Source organism: Kitasatospora sp. McL0602 (assembly GCF_052076145.1).
Lineage (GTDB): Bacteria > Actinomycetota > Actinomycetes > Streptomycetales > Streptomycetaceae > Kitasatospora.
The window spans coordinates 7,687,521-7,712,646 of record NZ_CP197246.1; the positions used below are offsets into that span (position 1 = coordinate 7,687,521).

Sequence of the window (25,126 nt, forward strand, 5' to 3'; positions counted from 1 at the left end):
TCACGGCGTGTCCCCGAGCGCCCCGGGGCCGTCCACCCGGGTCACCAGTCCCGCCGCGAGCAGCAGGTCCAGGCACTCGAGGGTGGTCCTGCGGGCGCAGTCCTCACCCAGTGGTCCGCGCACTGTGCGGCGGTACCCCTCGACGAGCGAGGCCAGCGGTACCCGCTCGCACAGGGCATAGACGGTCCATGTGTGGGCGTCGAGCCAGTGGAAGCGAGCCCGGTCCGGCATCAGCACCAGAAGCTGCCGCAGGGCAGGCAGCTCCCGGACCAGCACGGGTTCGGTGCGCACGAAGCTGCCCTCGGTGGACGACGATTCACCGGACTGGCCCACGGTGACCGGTCGGGGCATCTGGATCAGAGAGCGCGCCCGGGGTTCGCAGTGCTCGACGGCATCGAGCAGCCAGTGGACGAAGCGGCGGCCCTCCGGAGTCACATGCCCGTGGTCGGCACAGAGGGCCTGCTCCGCGAGGTAGACTAGTCGCTCCAGGACGGTGCCGTGGCTGCCGAGTTCGGCGGCCCGGCTCCCCGGGGTCGGCTCGTCGATGACATCGTCGGCGGGTGGGGGGCCGTACCGGGCGACGAGGTCGGGAGCGGCCTCGCGGGCCGCGGCCTGGAAGACCATCATGTGCGCGTAGAAGTGCAGCGCCGCCAGTACCCTGATGAAAGTCCAGGAGGACTGCCGCCAGGGAATGGGCACCTCGGCCGTGCCGTCCTCCACCAGCGCGCACGAGCGCAGCACGTCGAACAGCTTCAGGTGCGCTCCCTCGTGCAGCAGCGTCTCGGCCGTCGTCCAGGGGTCGCGGAGCCGGCCGGGGGACATCAGGATCGCGGACGGCAGGGGGTCGCCGCCCGACAGTGACTGCAGCGGGCCGTCGGACGACTCTCCGTCGCTGAAGCCGATCAGCGAGATGTGCCGCAGCACGCTCGGGCCGATCTGCGGGAGGAGCGAGGTGAGCAGGTCGCCGCCCTGTCGCAGCGCCTCGACCATCTCCTGGGTCGCGTCGAAGGGCTCGCTCGGGCCGCCCGGTTCGAAGCTGTTTCGGCACAGCTCGCGGAGCCGTTCGGCCAGGGCCGGCCGGGAGGTCGGTTCCCGGAGCCCGGTCCACACCCAGCCCGCCCCGGTCCGGGGCCAGGGACGGTCGCGGGTCAGCATGAGGCTCTCGCAGGGGCCGGAGCCGTCTGAGGGCAGCGGCCAGGCTCCCTGCGCCAGATGGCTGCCGAGGGCGCTCGCGGCGAACACCCCGCTCTCCAGGCAGGCCACGTCGTCCTCGAAGGCGTTGCGCAGCACGGGGTCGGACAGAGCCGGGACGATCCGGTCGTCCGGCTCCAGCGAGAGCATGTGCAGGACGTCGGCGTGCCGGGGGTCGCGGGCGCCGAGGAGCGAGAGCCCGAGGCGGTACCTCGCGAGATTCCTCGCTCCGATGGCGGTGGAGTCCCCGAAGAGACCGTCCCGCGTCAGTACGTCCTCCGCCGTGCGGTGGGAGACCATGGCCACGCTGGTTGCCTTTCTGTTCCGTTCCTACGGTGCGGTGTGGGCCGGTGTCCGGCCCGGGTCCGGCGGTGGAGTGCGGTGTGCGCCACCGTGACAAGCACTCCACCGCCGTACGGCTGCTCAGACGGCCGTCGGACGGCCGGGGTCGGCGGCCGTGACAAGGCCGCACGGGTGAGCGGTACTTACGCGGCCTGGTCGGCCTTCGCATACGTCGGCACTGCCTGGTACGCCGGGATCCAGGCGCGCTCGATCGCGGAGTCCGTCATGACGCGCGGCACCTCGTCCTTGGCGAGGGCCATGATGGCGAACTGCGGTAGCCGGATTACCTGCACTGACATGGGTGTACTCCTTCTTCGTTCTTCGTGATGTTTCATGCGCCCGGAGCTGTGCTCCGGTGTCCGTGGTGCGGGCCCCACCGGTAGCCGGGACGTCCGCGAGTGGAGGAGCCGGGCGGAGAGGCCGGGCAAGGCCGTCTGTCCGTCGCGATCACTCGCTGCCCCGGCGCTTTCTGGCGGAATGGATGGCCGAGCGGAGCAGGAAGGAGGACCTGTCCTCCGCTCCCCGGTCGACGCCGATCAGCCTGTTGGCATGCATGTGCAGCGTGCTGGCGAGTTCCCGACCGGTGCCCGGACGGGTGTTCTCGGACCGCAGGACGTGCCGGCCGTACGCCGCCGCGGCGGCCTCTCTGGCGTGCCAGCTCGTCAGCAGCTCACGCCCTTGCGGCGACCCCGCGTCGGGGAGCAGCCGTTCCGGGGCACAGATCGCGGGGAGAAGGTCGTGTTCCTCTCGCGAAAGCCGTCTGACCGCCCTGGCCGGCAAGGACTGGAGGGCCCGTTCCTCCCAGTCCCCGTCCCCTCCGTCCTTCCCCCAGGAGCGCAGGATGCTCGCGAGGTTCATCGCGGCGAGCACCTCCCGGGGAAGGGCCGTCAGGCTGCTCAGCCGCAATTGGGCCACCGTGCACCGGCTGTCCGCGGCGAACAGTTCCTCAGCGAGGCGCAGTGCCTTGGCACCGCCGTAGCGGGCCTCCTCGGGCACGTAGGTGTCGAGTGTCATACCTCTGATCAATCGCGACCGGTGCGCTGCTTCGGCCCAGCGCCCCAGCGTGGGCAACACCGTGCTGTTGAGGTCACGGGAAGCTCCGTGCAGGCGGAGGCGGATGTGGGGTTCCGGGTCGCGGTAGCGGATGAAGAACCACTGGTCGACCACGTCCCCCACGTCTTCCAGAAGGTTCCGGAGGTGGCCGGCCAGCAGCGAGTCGTGAACCTCTTCGAGGGCGTAGAGCTTCGCGTACAGCCAGTTCCCGCCGGGTACGTGCAAAGGCGGCTCGGTCCTGCGCACCGTAGGGTCGTCGACCGGCAGTGACGCGGTTCGCTGCCTGGCGCTTCCCCACAGCGGGAGGGTCACTTCACAGGCGTGGCCGCCGAGCCAGCCCATGGAACCGTGGAGCTCGGTCAGGGATTCGAAGACGATCGCCTGAGGACTTCGGTCCAGTTCCCGTCGGAGGAGCCTGCGGTGCAGGTCCGCGCTCAGATCGAGAGCGAGGCGACGATCACCCACCGCGATCTGGATCCTTTCGGGCACCCGGCACTCCTCCCGCCAGCTCGTGAGCCGCGCGCACCATTCGTGCCACGACACCGAGGCCTCCAGGAGGTCTGCCGGGGGACGCCAGCGGGCCGGCGAGAGGATGGTCCTGCCACGTCGGATCCGGGGCAGGTAGGCAAGTGTCTTCAGCCGTCGTCCCCAGTCCCAGGAACGGAACTGCTGCTGTCCGCTCGCTCCGATCTCAGCGAGGAACCTCACTACGTTCGGCGCTCGCCCGGAGAGGTGCAGCACATGAGGTATGACCGGGACCACTTCTGTGCCGTCGCTCGACCGGACCAGGACCAGCCGTTCCGGCGTCGCTCCGACGGCCAGATCCCGTGGGTCGATCACGCCGCCGTCCTCGCCTGCCGGGATGACTCCGACCGGTATGACGTGCTCGAGGAGGCGCGGTACCGAACTCACGTTGAGGGAACGCGGTTCGCTGGGTTGGAAGAAGACCTGGGCGTGGATGGCGCCTTCCGCCCCGGACTGCGTGGCGAGTGCCCGCAGGTCGGCTTCGGCGTCCAGTTGTCGGGCGAACCGACCCATCATCGAGCCGGCCCGGTTCGACCCGGAGAAGGGCGACAGCGCGAGGAAGTAGTCACCGGAATCCAGCGCGGAATCACTCCGGGCGATCACTTCGAAGCAGAGGTCCAGAGAATCCGTGGGGCTAGGGGTGTCCGGATAGGCGAGTCGTTCGACGTCGTCATCGGTGAGCACGACTTCTCTGCGGCCATCGCGCAGGGCCGCCTGCATCAATGCTCCGAGGTGCAACTCGCGGGAGCTGTCGAGATTGGCCGCCCCGGTGGGTGACGATTCGAGAAGCGGATCGCTCAGGTGCCTGGAGGAGGGAGGGGACCGGTACCCGGCGGGCGCGTCAAGACCGGCGTGCGGATCGAGGAGCGTCATGAGGGGGACGGTCCGATCGGTGCCGTACCGGTCGAGGAACGCGTGGTGGTACTCGCGGAGGTGCTCAGGACCGGCGGAGGGTGTGGCCAGTCCGCGAAGGAGTCCTGCTGCTGCCTCGGCCTCCTCCCGGACCGATGCCGGCAGCGTGATGCGGGCATCGACGTTCAGATGGACCGCGATGGCGGGCTCTTGGGACGGGCTGATGTTCTGCACGGCGGCCTTCGCCGACCGCCACTCCGCTTCGCCCTCTCCGATCGGCTTCGCCGCGTAGTCGGACAGGATCCGGTCCAGTCCGCCGAGCCGGCCGGACAGCGGCGACCGGCCCGCGTCGACAGTGTTCTGAGTGGGCCTGAAGTCGCAGACCAGGAAGTCCTGTCGGACCAGAGTGAGCAGGAAGCCCTCGCTCTGGGCCTGCGTCAACCGCGGAAAACGACGGATGACCTCCGCGGTCAGGTCGGCGAAGCCCAGTGGGGCGTTCGCCAGGGAGACGACCTGGTCGATCAATGGGGTCACGCGGAGGGTGACCTCGCGGCGGCGCCCGTGGTTCTTCTCGAACTCCGTCCGCGAACCGCTCGCGACCCAAGGGAGAACGACGCGGTCACCCCGCCGGAAGCAGAGGTTGTTGAACTGCACGCGCATGTTCCGGTACACCTCGGGAACGCCGATGTGCTCCTCTGTGTACGCCCACACCCACGCACGGTCCGCCGACACCGCCTTGGTGTGCGCCGTTCCCACGGTCGCCTCCGTCCGGTCTCCGAATTCGCAGCGGGCGACCCCTGCCAGCAGGCCGAACGGCGTGGGCCTCGTCGAGGAGCGCAGGACGTATCCCGTTACCGAGTGGACGGCCCGCTCAAGACGCTTCAAAGGAAGGGCAGTTCCGGCCCGGACCCGCTCGAGGACGCCAGCGAGAGGTGGACTCGACACTTCGATCGCTTCTCGCAGCCACGGGTCGTCAGCGACCTCCCGCAGGTAGTCGGTCATTTGGCGTTCTCGGGCTGCGGGGTCATCGGCGAGGGAAATGCGGGTCGCCTCGGCCCGTGCGGAGGGCAGCAGTGCCACGCGGACCATTGCCCAGTCGGCCGCCACGTACGTCTTCTCCGGCATCAGGAGTGCTCCTTCGCGGTTTCGATGGATGGTTCGCCTGCGGCGAAGGCCTTGGCCTGAAGCTCGTACAGGTCGTGGTAGCGGCCGCCCGCAGCGATCAGTTCGTCGTGTGTCCCGGCTTCCACGACCCGACCCTGGTGGACGAGGAAGATCCGGTCAGCTCGGCGTACCCCGGACAGGCGGTGCGTGATCAAGACGGTGGTACGGCCGGCGCTCAGATCGTGGAGGGTCTCGAAGACGTGTCGCTCCGCCTGGGCGTCCATGGCGGCGCTGGGTTCGTCGCAGATCAGCAGAGGGGCGTCCCGGTAGAAGCCACGCGCCACCGCGAACCGTTGCCATTCACCCCCGGACAGGTCCACGCCCCTGCGGAACTCCCTGCTGAGAAGCGTCTCGTAGCCCTTGGGTAGCCGGGAGACGACCTCTGCGGCGGCGGACAGCACGGCTGCCGCATCGCGCGCGACGTGCGACGGATCCTCACGGTCGGTCCTGCCAATCGTGATGTTCTCGCCCGCCGTGAAGGGCCACTGCGTCGGGGCTTGCATGACGAATGACACCTGCCGGTAGATGCTCAGTTCATCGAGCGTCGACAGGTCGGCGTCGCCCCAGGCCACGGACCCGCGCTGGGGAAGGTAGAGCCCCGCGATGAGCTTGGCCAGCGTCGTCTTCCCCGAACCGTTCTCCCCGACGAGCGCGACCACTTGGCCACGTTCGATGGTGAGTGAGACGTCAGAGACGGCCGGCACCGACTGCCCGGGGTAGGTGAATGTCACGCTGTTGAGGGAGATCTTCGAGAAGTCCGCCGGAGCCTGCCGGAGGTGCTTCGGCCGACGACGCTCGATCGCGTCACGGATGAAGTCGGCATAATCATGAACGTAGAGCCCTTGCTCGAACAGGCGGCCAGCCGCTTCCGCGATCCGCCCCAGCGCACCCTGCCCGTTCCGGATGGCGACCGCTGCCCCGCCGACAGCGGCCGCGGGCGTCACCCCCGTGCAGAACAGGACACCTAGAGCCGCGTAACTCAGCCCCATCGCCCCGGCGGACAGCGCCTGCCCCAGCGCAGTGGCCCGCACCCCGGCCCTGTTCACCCTGGTCTCTTCCGCGCGGACGAGGTCCGACAGCCGTTGCCGTTCCCCGAGCAGCAAGGCGTGCGCCGTACAGGCGCGTACTTCGGCCGCCGCGTCGCGGTCGGCCAGCAGACGGGCAAGAGCGAACATCCGACGGTGCAGGGCGCTGAAGCGGTTGAGGCTCTGGTGCATCACCCGCCCGGATCGCAGGGTCGCCCAGGCGGTGGGCAGGGCCGACAGGGCGAGCAGCGGCAGCAGGACCGGATGCAGGATGGACAGCACTCCCGCGACGGCCAGCACCGCCATGGCCGCTCTGAAGATCTCGAGCAGGCGGTCCATGGCCATGCCGACATGGTTCACGCCCTGATTGCGAGCCCGGGACATGGAGTCGTGGAATGAGGGATCGTCGAAGGCACTGAGATCCGTGTGGACCGTCACCTGGTACAAGCGGTCCTCGGCGACCCTCTTCACCGCTGGTTTGAGCACCGCCTGGAACCAATTGGCTCCGGTCTGGCCGGCACGCCCGGCAGCGAGCAATCCGGCGTACCGGAGGACGGTCGGCAGTCCCTGCGTCAGTGTGACGTCGTTACGGACCACGGCGAGGAGGTCGGCCAACACGTCGGTCAGCGACAGCAAGGCGCAGGCGGCGAGGGCCGCCGCAGCGACGTCCAGCACGAGAACGAGGATGAGCAGTGCCCGGCCCGCTTCCCAGCTCAGCGAGACGAGGAAGCGCACCGCCGGTGGAAGCGTCCGGCACAAGCCCTTGAGATCCAGCGTTCCCCGGCCGGAACCGCTCAGATCCCAGTAGGCATCGGCCATCGCGTCGTCTGCCGGTCCAGCAGCCACGGAGGGCGGCCGTCCTGCCGTCTTCCTCGTGCGGGCTTTCCAGGACATATGCCACTTTCTTCCGTTATCACGAAGGGGCGGGCTGCGAGGAGCCGTGTCATGCGAGAAGGAGAGCCCGGTCCCATCCGCTCCTCGGGAGGGCGTGAGATGTGCGGGCGTGCAACGCCAGTGCGATACCTGCAGCGCCTTGGAGGAACCCGGGGAAGTCCAGGTCCCGCTCCACGCCGAGCTGCCTGACCCGGTAGCCGAACGCCGAACGCTCGTCTGCGGCTGCCAGCACCTCCTGCGTCAGCGCTTCGACCTCGGCCTCGATCCGCAGGTCCGTGAGGGAGCGGTTCATGACTGCGGCTGTATGCAGCAGCCCTGCGGATCCGTGGCAGAGCCCCACCTCCGGCAGACTCCGCTTCTGCCGGAGCCGTTCGAATGAGGCACGCAGTGCTAGGGCCGCCGCTTCGACCCAGCGCGGCTCGCCCATCGACTCGCCGGCGATCTGCAGGGCCCGGGCGATGCCAGGAGGCCCGTAGCACCACGACGGCCGCGGATGTGACGGTTCCACATCCCGTGAAAGGTACTCGGCGCGTGTTTGGCTAGCAGGCCAGAGCGGCCCCGCCGAGTCCTTGCGGCTCTGTACGAGAAGCCAATCGGCCATGCGCCCGATGGCCTCCCCCTGGCCCGCCACTCTGGCTCCCTGCCGCCAGGCCAGCGAGAGTACGGACAGCAGTCCGGCCACCCCGTGAGCCATGCCGAAGTTGAGGTGTCCCCCACCGCCGGGTCGGAGATCCGGCGCGTGCCGCATCCACCAGCCGGGAAGGTCGGAACCCCCGTCCCGTACCGGCGCGCTGAGACCCACCAGGTGCTCCAGGCAGAGATGGAGCGTGGCCTTGCGGTCGACACCGGGAAGAAGGAGGTACCGGGCTATCCCGGCCACCCCGGAGATCACGTCACTTGCGCGGAAGGTGGTCCCGACGCCCCGCGCACCGCCGCCGCCCCGCCCCGAGGGCGAGGGCTGCGAGCGCTCGGCGGCGATGACCTCACGCACGTACTTCTCGATGAAGTCGTCCAAGCGCGGTACGACGCCGGCGTACTCGGAACGACAGGCATCGGGAGCGCAGCGGATCGAGAAGGCCACAGCTGTCAGGCCGTCATGCAGGCCCTGCGGCCGGTCAGGAGTCAGATCCCGGAGCGCGCGCCGGAGGTACCGATGCATCGGTCCGTGCCAGGCGCTGTCCAGGTGGCCGAGCTCCGCGAAGAGGAGGGCGATGCCCGGGCTCCCGTTGCCGAGGGAGAGCGGCATCCATTTGTCGCGGTGGAGTCCGTGCTCCATGGCTACCGAGGGCGCCCCGCGCATTGTTGTCCGGACCACCGTTTCGGGGTCCTCCAGGGCCCGAGCCACAGCATCGACTCGGGACTCGATCCGTTCCACTGTGATCCACTGACCTTCACATCCCCGGCCCGCGACCCTCGCGCGACCTCACTACGAGCTCTCCGGCAGCAGGGAGCCGCGGCGGCCCCGGCGCGGACGCACCAAAGGGCCCCCGCGACCCTGCGGTAGGGCGAAGGTCAGCAGCCGGTGTGCGTACGGGCGCTGATGCAGCACATGTCCGACGTCTCGGTCGTCGCGCCGCAGTGAAGATCCTCGGTGTTCATCATCGGGGCGAGATTCCCGCGGTCGTTCCCCACGGCCGAGACCATCAGGGTCTCGAAGTCCAGGCTGAGAAGCTCGGCGATCCCGTCGTCCTGAAGCGTTGCACTCGTCATGTTCGACTCCTGTCGACTACGACCGGGCCGCCGTATGCGGCCCGCCCGGGCCCGGGTGTTCCGGGCTCGCACCATCGTCAGCCGCGGCGTGTCCCGGTCGCCAGAGGTGGCTGTCCTGGCGGTGTCCTGGGACATCGGTGGGGGGAAACGTCGCGAGGCTCGAGGTGGCGTCCCGTCACCCGTCGTGGCAGCCGATCCGCAATGTGCCGCAGCCACGCCGTACTCCCGGCTTTCCGCTCGGCGCCCAACGAGAAGAGAGAGCATGTCCGTTCCCATCCGAACGGCTCGACCGTGGCCGTCCGCCCCCGCCACCGTCGCCGGCGGAGCCCTGGGCATGGCCCTCCTGATCCTGGCATCGGCCATGACCGAGGCAGCCGTGCCCGCCGTGTCGGCAACGGCTGAAATCGGGTTCTGGATCACTTTCCGTGCCAGAGCCACGGAGCGTCACCGGAACCGCGATCATGAACGATCGTGGCTGACGATCTCCTCCAAGACCTCTGGCTCCACCGGACCACCGACGTTGCGGTCAACACCCCGACCATCCACGCCGACCGCGTGACCGTCCACGCCGCCACGACCGGCGACGAGGCGGGCTGTCCGTCGTGCGGAACCGTCTCGACCCGGGTGCACAGCAGCTACGTGCGGCGGTTGGACGACAGTGCGGCGGGCGGGCGTCGGGTGGTGGTCGAGTTACGGGTCCGCCGGTTCCGCTGCCGTGAACAAGTCTGCCCTCGGGCCACGTTCGTCGAGCAGGCGGCGGGGCTGACCTTCCGTCACGGACGGCGGAGCCAGGGCCTGCAGATTGAGTTGCAGCGGCCTGTTCCTCGCGTACTCGAGCGGGCGGGGCCGGACCTTGATCGACCGGGCGCTCTACCTACCGAAGTCCTGGACCGACGACCGCGAGCGCTGCCGAACCGCCGGGATCGACGACGGCGTCGAGTTCGCCACCGAAGTTCAGCTTGCGAGGGCGATGGTCCGCCGGGCGATCGACGACCGGATCCCGTTCCGCTGGGTGACCGCGGACGCGGGATACGGTTACAGCAAGGGCTGGCGCTACGAGCTCGAGCAGGCCGACGTGTTCCACGTCGTGGCCACCACCCGGCACGACACCGTCGTCACCCGGCAGGCCATGGACCACCGCCTCCACGACCTGGTCGCCGATCTACCCCGGCAGAAGTGGAAGCGCCGGTCCTGCGGCGAGGGCGCCCATGGTCTGCGGATCTACGACTGGGCCCGCGTCGAGGTCCGACCGTGGCACCGGCCCGACCGCAGGCACTGGGTTCTGGCCCGCCGGAGCGCCGCCGACCCGACGAAGGTCGCCTACTACATCGCCTACGCGCCCGCCGACGCCACGCTCAACGAGTTGATCGCCGTCGCCGGCGCCCGCTGGGCGGTCGAGGAGTGCTTCCAGAGTGCGAAGGGTCAGTGCGGTCTGGACGACTACCAGGTCCGCCGTCATTCGGGCTGGTACCGGCACATCACTCTCGCCATGGCCGCCCATGCCTACCTCACCCTCGTGCGGGGCCAGCACCTTGAAAAGGGGCCGGACCTGCTCGAACGTCAGACCTGATCCCGCTGACCGTCCCCGAGATCCGCCGGTTGATCACCGGCCTCACGCGGTCTGTCCGCCGAAGCATCGACCACGTCCTGCACTGGTCCCGATGGCGCCGCAGACGCCAGCACCAGGCCCGGACCAGCCACTACAAGCGACGAGGCCACAGCCCAAGAGCTGAAGCCTCGTCAGGATAAGCACCGTTGCAGTACTAGCACTCTCCCGGCTGTGGCATCCCGAGTGCGCTGAACAGTTCGCCTGCCCGGGCACGGTGGTGTTCCGTGTCGGGGCCGGTCGATGCTGCGGCGCGTACGGCTAGGGCCCGTGCCTCACCGGGGCGGTGGCCGTTCGTCCGGTGTTGGGTGAGTGACTCGTCGGCGTGGCTGATCGCGAGTTCCCGATCGCCTGCGGCCAGGCAGGCGGATGCCAGTGTCGTGCGGGCCGCTCCTTCGCGGACCCGCTCCTGGGCGGCTGCCGCCACGGTCACGGCCTCCTGGGCGAGGTCGAGGGCGGCGGTGTGCCGGCCCAGGGCCGAACGGGCGGCGGCGAGTCCCCGCAGCGAGTCCACCACGTTGCACGGGTAGTCGATGGTGCGGGCCAGTTGGAGGGCGCGTTCGTGGTGGTCGTTCGCCTTCTGCGGGTGTCCGAGCGCCAGGGCGACGGCGCCGAGGATGTTGAGCGCCTCGGGGGTGCTCACCTCGTCCTGGCAGGCGGTCGCGAGGGCCAGGCCTGCCGCGGCCTTCTCCTCAGCCTCGTCGTAGCGGCCCAGTTCCAAGTGGACGGCCGCCATCGTCAGCAAGACGTCCTGCTGCTCTTCCAGGTCGCCGCGCCGCTTGGCCAAGTCCATTGCCACGGCCAGGTGTTCAAGTGCCTGGTCGAACGATCCGAGGAGCCGACAGGTCTTCGCGATGCCGTGGTGGGCGAGTGTCGTCCTGCCGTGGTGGCCCTGCTCCTCGAACAGGGCCAGGGACTTGGTCTCGTAGTGCAGGGCGCGCTCCAGGGGCCCGGTCTTGCGGAGCACCCCGGCGAGGGTGCCCAGGCCCAGTGCCTCCCCGTCGCGGGCACCGACCCGGCGGTATCCGGCGAGGGCCTCGGTGAGGTGCGCGGCGGATTCGTCGAGCCGTCCCGATGTCATGGCGTTCGCGGCGAGGCTGTTGTTGACGGCGGCGACCCCTCGTGGCCAGTCGGCTCTCCTCGCCAGGTCCAGCGCGGCGCCGTACCGGAGCACGGCCGACTCGTTGTCGTGGCCGTGGTCGAAGGCCATGGCGAGGTTGTGTTCACAGGCCGCCCGCTCCAACAGCCCGGCATACCGGGTCGCGGCGGCCACCCCGGACTCGGCGGCGACCAGCCAGTCCGTTACGTGCCGGCCGAGCCGGAAGTAGTCCCTCAGGGTGTCGCTGAGCAGCCACGCCGCAGCGTGGGGGCCGTGCTCCGAGGTGTGCCGGATCGCGGCGACCAGGTTGGCGCGCTCGGCGTCCAGCCAGGCCCCCGCCAGGGTGTCGTCGTCGAACCCGGTCGGCGGGGACTCGGGGGCGGCGTCGGGGGCGGGGTGGGGGATCGGCAGGCGCAGCGTGCTGGGGAAGAGCCGCTGCCGGGCCGCCGCGTCGGCGGTGCGCAGGTACCAGTCGAGAAGTCGCTGGAGCGCTCCGTCGCGCTCTGCGGCGCTGAAATCGCTCTGCGACCGGTCGATCGTGTAGTCGCGGAGCAGGTCGTGCAGGCCGTACCGGCCGCCGCCGCGCTCCTCGACCAGGTGGGCGGCGGCGAGCCGGTCCAGGAGCCGCTCGCACTGCTGTGGTGTCAGTGCGCCGAGGGCTGCCGCCGCGTCGACGGTGAAGTCCGCCCCGGGGACGAGCCCGAGGAGCGGGAAGAGCCGGGCGGCGTCGGGCGCGAGTGCGGCGAAGGACTGGTCGAAGGCCGCCCGGACGGAGGCCGCGCCGTCGTGCTCGATCGCCAGCTCGGCCAGCCGGCCGCCTTTCCGCAGGGCCGCCGCGTGGTCGGCGATGCTGCGGTCACGCAGCTCGGCCAGCAGCGCGGCGGTGATCCGCAGGGCGAGGGGCAGGTGCCCGCAGAGCTTGGCGAGCTCGGCGGCGGCCTGTGGTTCGGCGGCGGTCCGGGATTCGCCGACGATCCGGCCGAGCAGGGCGAGCGACTCCGCGGGGGTGAGGGCCTCCAGGGTGAGGCGGCGGGCACCGTCGAGGGCGACCAGGCCGGCCATCCGGTCCCGGCTGGTGATCACTGCCAGGCTGCTGGTACCGCCGGGCAGCAGCGGGCGGACCTGTTCGGCGCTGCCGGCGTTGTCCAGCACGACCAGGATCCGCCGGTCGGCCAGCAGGCTGCGGTACCTGTCCCCGGCGGCGTCGACATCTGCCGGGATCTGGTCGGCCGGGACGCCCAGGGCGATCAGGAACCGGGAGAGTGCGTCGATCGGCCGCACCCTCGGGACGCCGGAGTAGCCGTGCAGGTCGATGTAGAGCTGTCCGTCGGGGAACCGGTCGCGGACGCGGTGCGCCCAGTGCACGGCAAGTGCGGTCTTGCCGACCCCGCCGACTCCGGCGATCGTGGAGATCACCACGGCGGGTGCGCCGCGGCCGCCATAGTCGGGCAGCAGCCCGTCGAGCAGGTCCACCTGGTCGGCCCGGCCGGTGAAGTCGGCTGGAGCGGCGGGCAGTTGGGCGGGTACGGTGCCGGCGCCCGGCGCGGCGAAGGCGTACCGGATGCCGGGATCGGCCCGCAGGATCGACCGCTCGACCTCCTCGAACTCCCGTCCTGGGTCCAACCCCTGCTGCTCCGCCAGCAGTTGGCGGTACTCCCGGCCGACGGCGAGCGCCTCGGGCTGCCGGCCGTCGCGGTACAGGGCGAGCATCAGTCGGCCGTGGAGCCGCTCCCGGACCGGATGCTCCGTGGTCCAGGCGCGCAGTTCGTCGACCAGCTCGGCGTGCCGGCCGACAGCCAGTTCCAGGTCGACCACGCACTCGAAGGCGACCAGCCGCCGCTCCTCCCAGCGCTGACGGGCGGCGTCCAGATAGGCGGCCGTGACATCCGCCAGCAGCGGGCCCCGCCACAGGCCCAGGGCGGCTCGCAGCTCCGCCGGGTCGTCCCGGGTCGCGGCCCGGGCGGCGAAATCGTCCAGGTCCAGACTGCCGGGCTCGGGCGTCAGGACGTAGCCGGCCGATCGGGTGGCCAGCAGCTCGGCCGCACCGGCGGCCCGTAGCGTCCGACGGATCGCGGAGACCGCGACCTGGATCTGCGTCCGGGCCGTCTCGGGCGGCGTACCGCCCCAGATCGCCCCGATCAGCCGGTCGGCGGAGACCACCCGCCCGGCGTTGAGCAGCAGGTAGCCCAGCACGCCGCGGTGGCGCGGCGCGAGCGCCGCCGCAAGAGGCCGACCATCCACGGACAACAAAACCGGACCAAGTATCCCGAACTGCACGATTCTCCCGTTCGCCCGTCCTGCGAGACGCGAGTCTAGGTGGTCGGGACCGAGGCGAATAGCGAATAGATAGCCGGTCTAGCGGTTGCCGCCCGCAGAGTCGGGGCATCCCGCCGGAGCAGAGCGGCGGGGCACGAATCAGAGGCGACACCGTGCTCCACGGATACACCGTGGGGCCCGGTGGCCGGCGCCCGAGATCCGTCCGCACCGTCCCGCCTCCAGGCCCCCGGGCCTGCTCTCCGGGGCTGCCCGAACGGAGACGATCAGTGAGCACGGTCGGCGCAAGAATTGTGTTCTGCCTGGTGGGCATGGCCGCCTCGCTGGCGTTCGCCGCCCCGGTACCGACACCGGCACCGGCCGGACTCGGGCCGATGGGGCACGACGGCGGCGGTCACTACTACCGCAGCTATACCTCGGAGGACGCCTGCCAGATCGCCGGTTGGACGAAGTCCGCCGCGGACGGTCGGGCCGACCAGTGGTGCTGCCACGGGGCGGATCTGTATCTCATGTACTGAACCCACGTGCCGACCGGTGGGGCTGCGGGCTTGTCGTCTGCGGCGAGCCGATCCTGACGATACGTCAGATGTCGAGCGCGGGTGCCGGAAGCCGTTGCCCACGGGGGTGGCTGCGGTGCCGGAACCCCTCAACAGCGCACCCTGATTGGGAATCGTCCCGCCGGAATCCGGCCCGGTGGCGATGCCCGGTCACCACAGACCGCAGGTTCCGCAGAGCTGACCGCAAGGTCGAGGCCCGACCCTGGGCCCGACCCGGTCCGCGGGGCCTGCCGAACAGCCCCGGCGGGGGCGCCGTCCAGTCGGCCTGAGGACGGCGGGTCGTCGGAAATCTGAACGACGAGAGGAGGTGACAGATATGAAGATCTCCATCAAGAAGATCGAGGGCACGCGGCTCACCTGGTGGTGCCCGAACGGCGTCTGCGGTAGCTGAGTTCTGTCGGGGCTCTTCCGGTACGGCGTCGTCGTACCGGAAGAGCCCCGACAGTCTGTCGGCCGAAGCACACGGACGGGAAGGGATGGGACAGTGCCTGACGTCGACACCGACGACCTGCGAGACCGGTGTTCACCCATGACTGTGGGCCGGGACGGCGACGACTACGTGCTGGGCCGTCCGGACCTGGGGCTGTATGTCTGCGTTCCCGAGCCCGGCGCGGTGTTCGTCACCACGCTCCAGGGCGGCGGATCGCTGGCAGAGGCCTCCGAGCGCGCCGCCGAGGCCGCGGGCGAGCCGGTCGACGGCGAGGATTTCCTCGCCGGGCTGATCGACTGCGGCCTGCTGGATCCGGCGGCCACCGGTGACGCCACGTCCACGGCGAAGCAGGGGCGGGAGATCCGGTGGATCGAGGGGGTGAGTCCCCGGACGGCCCGACGACTGTTCGGCCGGACAGCGTGGGCGCTGTACACCGCCGCCGCGTTCTTCGTCCTGGGGACTCTTCTCCTACGGGCCGATCTCCGGCCGTCCTGGGAGGACGTCTGGTTCCTGCCGGAGCCGGTGCTCTCCACGCTGGTCTACCTGCCGGTGGGCCTGGCGATCGGGGCGTGCCACGAGGCCTGGCACTGGTTGGCCGGTCGCGCGGTCGGGGTCCCGGCGACCTTCCGGGTCAGCCACCGGGGCTTCCTCCTGGTCTTCGAGACGGATCTGACGCAGATCGTCACCGTCCCGCGCCGCCGGCGCTACGGCCCGTTCCTGGCCGGGATGGCGTTCGACGTGACGGTTCTCGCCGTCGCGCTGGTGCTGCGGCTGATGTACCGCCAGGACCTGCTGGAGCTACCCTCGGTCGTCAACCGGTTCCTCGGCGCCCTCGCCTTCTCGCAGGTGGTGTCGATCGGCTTTCAGTGGGCCGCGCTGTTCTTCCGCAGCGACGGATACGCCGTCATCGCCAATGCGCTGGGCTGCCACAACCTCTACCGCGCGACCTGGCTGACGACGAAGCAGCGGCTGCTCCGGCTCTCCGAGGCCGAAGACCGGGAACTGGCGGCCTGCGGAGACCGCGACCGGGCGGTCGCACGCTGGTTCGGCCTCGGATACGCGGCGGGCCTGCTCGCGATGGTCTGGATGTTCTTCAACCTCACCCTGCCGAACATGATTGGCATGCTGACCTGGGTCCTTCACGACGCGGCCGGACACGCGGTGAACACCGTGGGGTTCTGGGAGTCCGTCGCGGTGCTGCTCCTCATCGGCACGCAGTACGGCCTTCCGCCCGTGCTGGCGTGGCGAGAACGCCGACTACGACGGGAAGGCAGACTGCGGTGAACCCACGATACGAGCGCTGGCTCTGGCGGGCGGCGATGCTGGCGGTGCTGGGCGCGATCCTGGTACCGGTGGTGGCCGACCGGTGGCGGACACTCGCGGGCGGAGTCACCGGCTCGACGGCGGTCAGCCGTGACTCCCCCTGCCTGCCCGGGAGTTCGGTACCCGTCCTCGCCAGTCCGCACATCTCCCGGGACGCGGCCGGGGCGGTCCGCTACAACTCCACACCGCCCACCTCCGGGCCACACTTCGCCTTCGTCCCGGCCATGGGCGTGTACGACGCCGCCGTGCCGGACGGCCTCACCGTCCACGCCCTGGAACACGGCCACATCGCCATCCAGTATGCGCCGGGCACACCGCCGCTGACCGTCGCCGAACTCGCGGACGTGGCGAAGAGGTACTCCGCGGACGTGGTGCTCGCGCCCTACCCCGGTCTCGACCACGGCATCGCCCTGACGGCCTGGGGGCGCCTGGAGAGGCTGGACACCTTCGACGGCCCCCGCATCACCCGGTTCGTCGAGGCCCTCCGGGGCCGGTACGACCACGGCTGGACCAGGCCGGACCACTGCTGACACCCGACCGGGTGTCACGACAACCACGGCAAGCACGACCACCAACCAGAGGGAGAGTCAAGGTACTTCGCAAGGCAGCCGCCACGGCAGCCGCAGTCATCGCGCTCGTCGTGGGCTCGGCGGGTGCAGCCTCGGCCAGCTCGTCGGCAGTGTACGGACCCGAAGGCTGGCTGCCCGGCCATGCCGCAGCGGGCAACGGGGGCGCCGACTGCCCGTACACGGACCTCTGCATGTACACCGGGCCCTACTACACCGGGACCCGGTTCGACCTGCACCACTGTGCCACCTACGACCTGTCCAACTGGAACGGAATCGGGTCCTACGTCAACAATCAGACCCCCAACACCTGGGCCGTGTTCCAGGATGCGAACCACCGCGCCTTCCTCATGGCCCTCTCGTACGTCGGGGATTACGACAGGGACTGGACCCCGGCCTGGTACGTCGTACCGTGCACCGGGTGATCGACCGCTGAACGTCCACCGGCAGGTACCAGGGGGACGGCCCCGTCCGTACGCGGGCGGGGTCGTCCCCCTGGCGCCTAGTGGCTCGTCTCAGAGGGCGTTTGATGTGGGCGGATTACCCTTTATGTCCTAGTAGGTGCCTCGCCAGGTTGGTGTGGTCTCGTCCGTTATGCGCTTGGTGAGGTTGTCGATTGAGGCAATGTGGATCATGGCCTCGGAGCTGGCCGGGAGGGTCTCGTAGTCGCGGGCGAGGCGCCGTCTCAGCATGATCCACCCGAGGCTTCGTTCGACCACCCACCGCCTTTTCACCACGTGAAATCCGGGGACGCCGGACTTCCGGTGAACGACCTCGACGTCGATTCCCAGGCTGGCTCCGTGGTCGCCGAGGATGCTGTGGTGGCGGCCATCCCTGCCGAGTTGCTGGGCGATGGTGAGCGCGGTGGGGAAGTCGCCGCTCTGGCAGGCAAGGTGGGCCAGGCCTCTCAGCGGGCGGCCGGGGCAAGGCGGGTGGGGCTTGGCCAAGATCGGCCAGTTGGGATCGGACCCGCAGTTCGCTGGCGCTGCCCGTGATGTGGGTGAAGCGGACAGTGCCGTAGTGGGCGTACAGGCGGTGGTTGTAGATGCCGGTGGCCCGGCCCTGCGGGGGTGCTGCCGGCAGGGTCGCGCACCAGGCGTACGTCCCTGGGGCGGGGACGACGTGCAGCTTCTCGCCGAGCTCCACACTGGTGCGGGTGGCGGCGGCCGTGGTCAACGAGGCGGCGGTGGAGGAGTGGACCAGGACGCGGTCGCAGGCCGCGAGGCCGGCGGCGAAGGCCAGCAGCACGCTGCGGCCGAGCCCGCCGTCGTCCATCGCCGGGTCGAGTTCCATCTAACCGGTGCCCGTGAAGGAGAACGGCAAGTAGTGGCAGTGACCCACGATCCGCGCGTCCACCCCGGCTTCCAGAAGAGCGGCCCGGATCGCCGGGCGGCCTCGATCTGGTTGGCCACCACCACCTCCGGCCGTCGGTCGCGGATCAACGCGACCAGGGCGTCCATATCGGGATCGAAGCGGGCCCGGTACTTGGTGGATGGCGAGATGGTGGGCGCGAAGCGCACGCGCTCGCCACCCGCCGGGATCGGGGCAGCCATCGTCACCTCCACCCCGGCGTCAGCCAGAGCCGGGGCCAGCAGGTCGGCGAAGGTGAAGCCGGAATCGGCGGTCAGCCGACTGGAGTTGGAGACATGGAACAAGTAGAGCAGGCGCATCGCCGAAGTCCTCCTTCTCGGGGCTCGGGGCTCGGGGATCGACCCGGGCCGGCAAAGGAAGGGAACTGGCGACCACGGCCGTGACAGAATGATGGACTCGGATCACTCACGGCTGGGCTCCGTCGTACGTGAGCCACGTGGAGCCCTGGGCGGTACAAGCCCACCGAGGACTTCGCCCGCCGCGCCGAGGACATCCTGAACGCGGGCAAAGCCCTGTGGAACCGGTGGCTGGACTACGAGAGCGCCAAGAACCGCACCACACCAGCGTCGGCTCTACCGGCCCCGTGCAGGGACGAGCAACCATACGCGCGGTCACGAGCACTGTTTGTTGTCCTGGCCTGCCCGGACGGGGAGTCGGCAGGCGGATCTGACGGTGGCGCAGGAGTGAGCTACGAGGCGCTCATCGTGTAGAACAAGGTGGTGAGCGTATCGACGAGTGCCATCGCACGGCGAACTATCAGCATGGATGACCTGGTGCTGCGGCCGTTGAGGGAAGATGACGAGCCTGCGGTGGCCGAGGCCCTGCAGGACGTCGACATCCTGCGTTGGGCGGTGGGGAGCGCCGTGGCTGAAGCGCCGCACCAAGATCGTGCCCGTGCCTGGCTACTGCCCCGTCTCTCCAGCTGGGACACGGGTAGCGCGGTGTTCGCGATCGCCGATGCCCTGCACGGCAGGATGCTCGGGGCGCTGAGTATCAGGGAGGTCAACCGCCTTCCGGACCAGGCGGTCGTGACCTACTGGCTTCGGCCGGGCGCCCGGGGGAAGGGAGCGGCCGCCAGGGCTTTGAACGCTGCTGCTCGCTGGGGGTTCTCCTCGGTGGAGGAGGGGGGACTCGGTCTGCATCGCCTCACGCTGGACCACGCTGTACTCAACCTCGGCTCGTGCAGGGTCGCCACCAGGGCCGGCTTCGGCATCGAAGGAACAATGAGGGACTTCTACGTCGACGCCACCGGTACGCGGCACGACTCCCACCTGCACGCTCGTCTCGCGACTGACCCCGATGGCGAGGCTGCCCGGCTCTGAGGCGGCCGGTACGCGGCCGCCCGACGCCGTGCCGCGACGATCAGACCGGGCTGAGGAAGCGGCCGAGCGGCGACCGGCTCTCGGTGAGCGCCCGCTCCACAACGCCACGGAGCCTGCTCATGAAGGCGACCGCCTGGTCCTGGGGGAGGAGCGAGGAGGCGTACTCCAGCTCCAGGCAGAGGCTCTCGCCGGGGCCGGGGGTGAGGCCGAGCCACAGGTCGAACTTGGCCGTGCCGTTGCCGTTGCCGTTGCCGTGCACCCGCGCCGAGCGGACTGGCGGCGTGACCGGAACATCGTCCTGCATGGCCAGCATGGTGTCGAAGAGGGGTGTGCGGCCGCTGCGTCGGAGCGGGCGCACACGGCGTAGCAGGTGGTTCAGCGACACCCGAGACCTGGCCCGCGTTGCGGCGACCGGTGGAGCGGTCCACCGTACAACTCGGTGAGCGCCGCGTGGGGCAGACCAAGCCGCAGGGCATCCGTGTGACCAGCAGCCGGGCGACGAAGACCAGCCGCTGCTTCGGTCCGGCTCCCGCTGCGCCGGTCCCCGCTGCGTCGCTGGTGCAGCGCCGACTCGCGGGCGGCCTCCCAATGCGGGGAGAGTTCCTTGAGCAACTCGCCGAAGTGTGCGCGGGAGACCACGGACAGGGCAGGATGGAAACAGGCCGTACGGGCCCAGGCAAACGTCACAACTTGCCCAACCCGTGCGGTCCTTCCCACGTCATGGGCCGACCGTGATCACCGCGGCTCTCGAAGTCCCCTATGACCGGGTCGGCCAGACCAGCGCCTGAGCGACGATGACGTTCTCCCCGTTGAACGTGACGACGGGTCCTTCGTGCAGCTCGTAGCCAAGGCCCAACGCCTCGCTCACACGGTGGCAGAACGCGGCATCGTCCAGGCCGGTCAAGACTCGGTAGACAGGCAAGCCATCGGGCGGTGTGCTCATAGGCGAAGGATCTCACGGAAGCCCCAGACCTCCGTGACCCCCCAGCTCAATCGGGTCACGTCCGCTGGAGTGGGGTATCGACGGCCAGGCCGGGTTGTAACGCAGCCGCCACGAGCGGACGGCGGCATTCAGCGCGTTGCGCAGGGTGGACGCGGCCTTGTAGACGGTGACCCGGCCCCGTCCGGCCTCCAGTTGGGCGGCGATCCACTCGTCGATGTGCTTGGGCCGCAGATCGAGCAGCCGCAGACGGCCGAACGCCGGGATCAGATCACGCTCGACGAACGCCGCGTAGCCGGCACAGGTATTCGGCGACAGGTGCACCCGCCTGGTCACCAGCCACTCACGCAAGTAACTGCCGACCGTGGCGCGCCGGTTCTCGTACACCCCGCGCAGCTCACCGTCCAACACCGCCTTCATCTCCCGCAACGCCTCCGCACGGCTCGCGAAACCGCCACGCCGCCGGACCCGCCGCCGGCCCTCATCCCTCGCGACGTCGACCGCATACGTCCACGTCCCATGCCGGACATCCCCGGCCAGCCGCGGACACCACGGACCCAACTGCCTCCTGTCCCCGTCCGAACAACCACACCGCCGGTACACCCGACCATGCTGCGCACGCCGTCCCATCAGCTTCTCCTTCTCGAACTCGGTGAGCCTTGAGTCCAAGGTCGTCGCCACGTCGGGGGTGTCGGCAGAGCGTGCGGGGCGGTGCGCGAGGCAGGTCAGACCCAGCTGGGGAGGACACGCTCAACGCGACACACCGTCCGGAAGATCACGTGGCGTAGTCGGTGGGTAGTCGACCTTGATCGGCCAGGGAAGTTCGGGCTGGTCACTGGCGTTCGCGCGGAGTCAAACCGGTCCGCCGGGGGCTTTGCTGAAGGCCCGCCAGATTTCGGTTACTGGCGGCGACCTTGGTCTTGGGGACCATTTGGGGACCCCTTTGGGACCACATGCCCTGAGCGCGTTTGAGCGCCGGCGGGCAGATATGGACATTCCTGCACATTCCAACAGTTGAGTAACCGTCAGCTGGCCAGTTCACCAGCACTGCCTCATTCCCTTCAACTTCCCTCCTGTGGGTTGAAGTTGGGCAGCAAAAAAGCCGATACGCGGAGGCCTCGGCTGTCGACAATAGTTGAACCGCCCGACTGTGGGTCGGTGGACTCGACGGGGCCGGGCTCCGCTGCGGCGGTGTCGGCCGGGGCGTCCGTGAGCGTCTCCGCCCCGGAGCCCACGCGGGGGATCGCGGTCGGGGAGCCGGATCCGGGCGGGAAGCTCCCCGGGGTGTCGTACCGGATCGACGGGCTGCGGCTGACGGTGACGTTCTACGGCGGGATCTGCGAGAAGTGCGGGCTGAACCTGAACGAGTCGAAGCCGGGCACGGTGCTGGCCAAGGTGGTGGTGACGGAGCCTCAGTCGACCGGGCAGGCGGGCGGCGCTGGCCAAACTCCAGCAGGTGTCGGCCGACCTGAGCCAGCCGCTGGGAGGCCGGGCGGTCCTCGACGAGAACACCGCGCAGAAGTTGCCGCAGAGCCAGGGCCCGGACCAGGCCGGCGGCCCCAAGCACTGATGGCCCGAGCGCTGATGCCTGGCGGTGGACACCTGCCCGGCGGCGGATGAGGCTGCGTCAGAGGTCGTACGCGGTGTCGTGCTTCGGCTGGTACAGCCCGAGGGTGCCCGCGCCCGGCACAGCGAGGGTGGTGACGAGGCCCCAGCGTTGTTCGGTGACGTCGGTGGTGAACTCGACGCCCTTGGCCTTCAGGTCGGCGACCGTGGCGGCGAGGTCGTCACACATCAGGAACAGATCGGAGCCGCCGGTGGCGTGCGGGTCGGCCGGGTGCACAGCCAGTTCGGCCGGTGGGGCCTTGAAGACGAGCCAGCCTGCCCCGGCGTCGACGTGCGGGAACCCGAGTACGTCGCGGAGGAAGGCGCGTGCCGCCTCGGGGTCGCTCGCGTAGATGATCGTGTGCGCGCCGGTGATCATCTGTTCAAGCTAGCAGTCCTTCGAGTCGTCCCGGCGGTACTCGTCGACGAGGCGTGGGTCGGTTGCCCGGTTTGGACGTGGTCCGTGAATTATCGTGAGCGGTAGTGCCGGTGCGGCGTCCCGGCCCAGTAGCGATGGCAGGGCACTGTGCTGTGCGCCTCAAGATCGGCCGGCAGGTGCTCTTCGAGGAATCGGGAGTTAAGGCATGGGCCTCATCCACATCGAGATGTTCGCGACCCTGGATCTGGTCGGGCAGTCGCCCGGCGGCCCCGACGAGGACCCGGAGGGGTTCCCGTTCGGGGGCTGGCAGGCACCTCTGCTGGAGGAGACCACCGGGGGGCAGATCGGCGCCGCGTACGAGGACACGGACGCTCTCCTGCTCGGCCGGCGGACGTACGACATCTTCTCCGCCTACTGGCCGCACCAGAAGGGCGGCGAGGACAACAAGATCGCCACGCTCTTCAACAGCGTCCCGAAGTACGTGGCCTCGCGCGGCAGGCCCGACCTCCCGTGGGCCGGGTCCACCCAGCTCGGCCCGGATCTGGCCGGGGCCGTGCGCGAGATCCGTGACCGGCATGAGCATGTGAAGGTCGTCGGGAGCCTGAACCTGGTCCAGACGCTCCTGCGCGAGAAGCTCTTCGACCGTCTCGACCTCTGGGTGCACCCGATCGTGCTCGGCGTCGGGAAGAAGGTGTTCGACGGTGGCACGGTGCCGACGAACGTCACCCTGCTGGAACCGCCGGTAGCCAGCCCCAACGGCACCGTCTACCTGCGCTACGGGCTCGCCGACGGCACGCCCCGGACGGGGGACATGAGCGCACCCGACCGCGGTCTCGGGCACGACAGCTGAAGCTGCCGCGGTGGTGCGCTGCCCCTGCTGTTCTCCGCGCGGTCAGGCCTGGCGGGCGCGCCGGGTGGGGCGCGTGGTGCGGTTCTTGCGCCGGAGGGCGCGCGCGAGGCGGTAGTTCTCGGCTTCACGCAGGCGGTTGTCGATCGTCGCCCGTGCTGCTTCGAGGTGGTACGTCATGGTGATCCCCCTATGGCGGGTGGCCCGCTGGCGTCATGGTGACGCCAGTCCCTCGGACCGCCCTCGGTGTTTCAGATTCTACACCAAAATCGAGCTCGCACCTTGCAATTTCCGATCTGTTCAGACTTTGGCCTGCTGATCGAAGGGAAAGTTCTCGATCGGGTGCCAGTTTCGGCAGATCTGGCAGGTCAGGAGGGCGGAGGTCAGGTCATCCCGGACGCGCAGGCCGTCGGTGACCACAGATCCGGTGGCGACACCGGGGCTGAGGTCGCCTGCCACGTCCTCTCGTCTCGGTGCAGGTGGTGCTCTGCCGCAGTCGGGGGCCCGGCGTCAGGTCAGCGGCCGGTGGCGCGCAGGTGCAGCCGCCCGGCGGTGATGGCCAGGCCGGCGAAGAGCGCGCCTGCTGCGCCCAGCAGGGCGAGCCCCTCGTTGAGGCCTGCGCGGTCGATGCGGGAGGAGCGGGGTGGTATCCAGCCGTCCGGGTCGACCAGCATGTCCTCGGTCCGGCCGACGTCGTAGGGGCCGGAGCAGCCCGCGTAGCCCGCCAGGGTCGGGTGCGGCAGCGGTCGGCCGTCCGCGCGGCGCAGGTCGCATGTCCAGGACACCCGTCCGGTCTTGTCCTTGGAGCTGTGCGCGGTGGTCACCACGACCGCAGTGCGCTCTCCCCGCAGCGCCAGCACCTCGGCCCGGATCGCCGGGCCGGACGCCACCAGCAGGCCTATCTCCAGCACCAGGGCCGGGCCGATCAGCCACCAGGTGGGCCGCAGCGCCGCCACCACTGCCAGGCCGGCGATCAGCACCACGGTTCCCAGGATCATGCCGAGCACGCCGTAGTCCGGGTTGCCGGCGAGGAACGCCAGGCCCACCAGGGCGCAGGGGGTGACGATCGCGGTCGTCACGCTCAGGCGTGTGACCAGGCGAGGTGACATCCCGGATGCTCGTCCTGCGCTCCGTGCTGCCCTGGGCGTGACCTGAGGTCGGGACGCGGCAGGCGCGACCTTGCGGCGAGGCTTCGCGGAACCCCGTCCACCGCTGCTTCCGTTGCCCATCTGCTCTCCCTCGACCGACCAGCCGGGACAGTCTGCCGGACCCCCGGGACGTGAACAGCGCTGGGCCCGTCCCGGCCACCAACCGGCCCCGGCCGGGCTGCTGAGGATTCACTGCGCGAGAGCGCGGTGCTTCAGGCTGCCCCGGAACTCCGGGGCGGGCTCACTGCTGCGCCAGCTCCGCCGCGAGGGCGTCGAGGTGGTCCTTCGACCAGGCGAGCCCGCCGGCCCGCAGGTCTTCGACCACTGCCCGCACCCACTCCAGCTCCGCGGCCGTCACGGCTCGCAGGTACTCGCTCTCCAGGCGGGTGATGCGCGGCAGCCCCTGGCCCGCCTCTGCGGCCAAGGCCGCTTCCAGTGCGTCGAGCTGCTGCGCGAGTGCGTCGGCCCTGCGCTCCAGTGCGTTCGCAATCTCCTCCGGCGTGAGCAGCAGCAGATTCGACAGGGCGGCCGGGAACTCCGGGAACTCGTGTTTCGGGGTGGAGAGCATCTCCTCCAGCCAGGCGCGGGCGGTCTCACGCCCCGCGTCGGTGACTTCGTAGACGGTCCGCTCGGGGTACTGCTGGTCGCGCTCCGTCTCGCGTACCGCGATCAGCCCGTCGCCGTCGAGGCGCTCGATCGTGCGGTAGAGGCTCGCGCGCTGGCGGACGTTGACGACCTGCTCCTTGCCCCAGTCCTTGACCAGGCGCTGGATGCCGTACGGGTGCAGCGGCTTGTAGTGCAGCAGGGCCAGGACGGTCAGGGCGAGGGGGGAGCTGCGCGGAGCGGAGGACGTCATGGACTTCAGTTTAGCCCCAGCAGGACTAGTTGACGTGAGACTAGTTG

The 25,126-nt window shown here is 69.9% G+C and carries 22 protein-coding genes and 2 pseudogenes; 7 read left to right on the plus strand and 17 right to left on the minus strand.

What is annotated here, in order from left to right:
* From ACR68M_RS34845 to ACR68M_RS34870, 6 genes are all read right to left on the minus strand, one after another.
* Positions 1–1,491, minus strand: coding sequence for an aKG-HExxH-type peptide beta-hydroxylase (locus ACR68M_RS34845; RefSeq protein ID WP_441251793.1), 1,491 nt, complete (start codon positions 1,489–1,491; stop codon positions 1–3).
* A 185-nt stretch (positions 1,492–1,676) separates the two neighbouring features.
* Positions 1,677–1,832 (minus strand): hypothetical protein, encoded by a 156-nt coding sequence (locus tag ACR68M_RS34850; protein ID WP_441248173.1) that lies wholly within the window; start codon positions 1,830–1,832, stop codon positions 1,677–1,679.
* A gap of 148 nt (positions 1,833–1,980) precedes the next feature.
* A complete protein-coding gene (locus tag ACR68M_RS34855) occupies positions 1,981–5,088 on the minus strand; it encodes a lantibiotic dehydratase (RefSeq protein ID WP_441248174.1) in 3,108 nt (1,035 codons plus the stop codon).
* Positions 5,088–6,971 carry an ABC transporter ATP-binding protein gene (locus tag ACR68M_RS34860; RefSeq protein ID WP_441248175.1) on the minus strand — a complete coding sequence of 628 codons (1,884 nt, stop codon included), beginning with the start codon at positions 6,969–6,971 and terminating at the stop codon, positions 5,088–5,090. The genes ACR68M_RS34855 and ACR68M_RS34860 overlap by 1 nt, the downstream gene beginning before the upstream one ends.
* A gap of 124 nt (positions 6,972–7,095) precedes the next feature.
* Positions 7,096–8,322: a lanthionine synthetase C family protein gene (locus ACR68M_RS34865; RefSeq protein WP_441248176.1), complete on the minus strand. Its 1,227-nt coding sequence runs from the start codon at positions 8,320–8,322 to the stop codon at positions 7,096–7,098.
* Between the two features lie 236 nt (positions 8,323–8,558).
* The gene (locus tag ACR68M_RS34870) at positions 8,559–8,756 is read right to left on the minus strand and encodes a hypothetical protein (protein WP_441248177.1); all 198 of its coding nucleotides are present in this window, start codon (positions 8,754–8,756) and stop codon (positions 8,559–8,561) included.
* Positions 8,757–9,570: 814 nt separating this feature from the next.
* Here ACR68M_RS34870 and ACR68M_RS34875 point away from each other — a divergent pair.
* Positions 9,571–10,326 (plus strand): annotated as a pseudogene (locus ACR68M_RS34875) (IS701 family transposase); the annotation flags it as partial.
* Positions 10,327–10,519: 193 nt separating this feature from the next.
* On the opposite strand, the gene ACR68M_RS34880 reads toward ACR68M_RS34875, so the two are convergent.
* Positions 10,520–13,702, minus strand: a complete 3,183-nt coding sequence (locus ACR68M_RS34880) for a BTAD domain-containing putative transcriptional regulator (RefSeq protein ID WP_441248178.1) — start codon at positions 13,700–13,702, stop codon at positions 10,520–10,522.
* Between the two features lie 302 nt (positions 13,703–14,004).
* Here ACR68M_RS34880 and ACR68M_RS34885 point away from each other — a divergent pair, with 302 nt between their 5' ends.
* From ACR68M_RS34885 to ACR68M_RS34900, 4 genes are all read left to right on the plus strand, one after another.
* Positions 14,005–14,253: a hypothetical protein gene (locus ACR68M_RS34885; protein ID WP_441248179.1), complete on the plus strand. Its 249-nt coding sequence runs from the start codon at positions 14,005–14,007 to the stop codon at positions 14,251–14,253.
* A gap of 568 nt (positions 14,254–14,821) precedes the next feature.
* Positions 14,822–16,006, plus strand: coding sequence for a hypothetical protein (locus tag ACR68M_RS34890; protein WP_441248180.1), 1,185 nt, complete (start codon positions 14,822–14,824; stop codon positions 16,004–16,006).
* Positions 16,003–16,575, plus strand: a complete 573-nt coding sequence (locus ACR68M_RS34895) for a DUF3105 domain-containing protein (RefSeq protein WP_441248181.1) — start codon at positions 16,003–16,005, stop codon at positions 16,573–16,575. Before ACR68M_RS34890 ends, ACR68M_RS34895 begins: the two co-directional genes overlap by 4 nt.
* Before the next feature lie 149 nt (positions 16,576–16,724).
* The gene (locus ACR68M_RS34900; RefSeq protein ID WP_441248182.1) at positions 16,725–17,036 is read left to right on the plus strand and encodes a peptidase inhibitor family I36 protein; all 312 of its coding nucleotides are present in this window, start codon (positions 16,725–16,727) and stop codon (positions 17,034–17,036) included.
* A gap of 129 nt (positions 17,037–17,165) precedes the next feature.
* Here ACR68M_RS34900 and ACR68M_RS34905 read toward each other — a convergent pair.
* Positions 17,166–17,417 (minus strand): annotated as a pseudogene (locus ACR68M_RS34905) (transposase); the annotation flags it as partial.
* A 366-nt stretch (positions 17,418–17,783) separates the two neighbouring features.
* Positions 17,784–18,281 carry a hypothetical protein gene (locus tag ACR68M_RS34910; RefSeq protein WP_441248183.1) on the minus strand — a complete coding sequence of 166 codons (498 nt, stop codon included), beginning with the start codon at positions 18,279–18,281 and terminating at the stop codon, positions 17,784–17,786.
* A gap of 462 nt (positions 18,282–18,743) precedes the next feature.
* Between ACR68M_RS34910 and ACR68M_RS34915 the strand changes: the two genes are divergently transcribed.
* The gene (locus tag ACR68M_RS34915; protein ID WP_441248184.1) at positions 18,744–19,304 is read left to right on the plus strand and encodes a GNAT family N-acetyltransferase; all 561 of its coding nucleotides are present in this window, start codon (positions 18,744–18,746) and stop codon (positions 19,302–19,304) included.
* Positions 19,305–19,344: 40 nt separating this feature from the next.
* Here the strand turns inward: ACR68M_RS34915 and ACR68M_RS34920 are convergent, their stop codons facing one another.
* The 4 genes from ACR68M_RS34920 to ACR68M_RS34935 form a co-directional block, all read right to left on the minus strand.
* Positions 19,345–19,662, minus strand: coding sequence for a hypothetical protein (locus tag ACR68M_RS34920; RefSeq protein ID WP_441248185.1), 318 nt, complete (start codon positions 19,660–19,662; stop codon positions 19,345–19,347).
* A 399-nt stretch (positions 19,663–20,061) separates the two neighbouring features.
* On the minus strand, positions 20,062–20,247 hold the full coding sequence (locus ACR68M_RS34925; RefSeq protein ID WP_441248186.1) for a DUF1737 domain-containing protein: 186 nt from the start codon (positions 20,245–20,247) through the stop codon (positions 20,062–20,064).
* 12 nt (positions 20,248–20,259) lie between these two features.
* Positions 20,260–20,925: a hypothetical protein gene (locus ACR68M_RS34930; protein WP_441248187.1), complete on the minus strand. Its 666-nt coding sequence runs from the start codon at positions 20,923–20,925 to the stop codon at positions 20,260–20,262.
* Positions 20,926–21,871: 946 nt separating this feature from the next.
* The gene (locus tag ACR68M_RS34935) at positions 21,872–22,228 is read right to left on the minus strand and encodes a VOC family protein (protein ID WP_441248188.1); all 357 of its coding nucleotides are present in this window, start codon (positions 22,226–22,228) and stop codon (positions 21,872–21,874) included.
* Positions 22,229–22,433: 205 nt separating this feature from the next.
* On the opposite strand from ACR68M_RS34935, the gene ACR68M_RS34940 reads away from it, so the two are divergent.
* Positions 22,434–23,078 (plus strand): dihydrofolate reductase family protein, encoded by a 645-nt coding sequence (locus tag ACR68M_RS34940; protein WP_441248189.1) that lies wholly within the window; start codon positions 22,434–22,436, stop codon positions 23,076–23,078.
* Positions 23,079–23,120: 42 nt separating this feature from the next.
* Here ACR68M_RS34940 and ACR68M_RS34945 read toward each other — a convergent pair whose 3' ends face one another.
* The 4 genes from ACR68M_RS34945 to ACR68M_RS34960 form a co-directional block, all read right to left on the minus strand.
* Positions 23,121–23,255 (minus strand): hypothetical protein, encoded by a 135-nt coding sequence (locus ACR68M_RS34945; RefSeq protein ID WP_441248190.1) that lies wholly within the window; start codon positions 23,253–23,255, stop codon positions 23,121–23,123.
* Between the two features lie 120 nt (positions 23,256–23,375).
* Positions 23,376–23,534, minus strand: coding sequence for a hypothetical protein (locus tag ACR68M_RS34950; RefSeq protein WP_441248191.1), 159 nt, complete (start codon positions 23,532–23,534; stop codon positions 23,376–23,378).
* A 56-nt stretch (positions 23,535–23,590) separates the two neighbouring features.
* Entirely contained in the window at positions 23,591–24,154 is a 564-nt protein-coding gene (locus ACR68M_RS34955) for a hypothetical protein (protein ID WP_441248192.1), read from the minus strand.
* Between the two features lie 310 nt (positions 24,155–24,464).
* Positions 24,465–25,079 carry a PadR family transcriptional regulator gene (locus tag ACR68M_RS34960; protein WP_441248193.1) on the minus strand — a complete coding sequence of 205 codons (615 nt, stop codon included), beginning with the start codon at positions 25,077–25,079 and terminating at the stop codon, positions 24,465–24,467.
* Between the last annotated feature and the right edge of the window lie 47 nt (positions 25,080–25,126).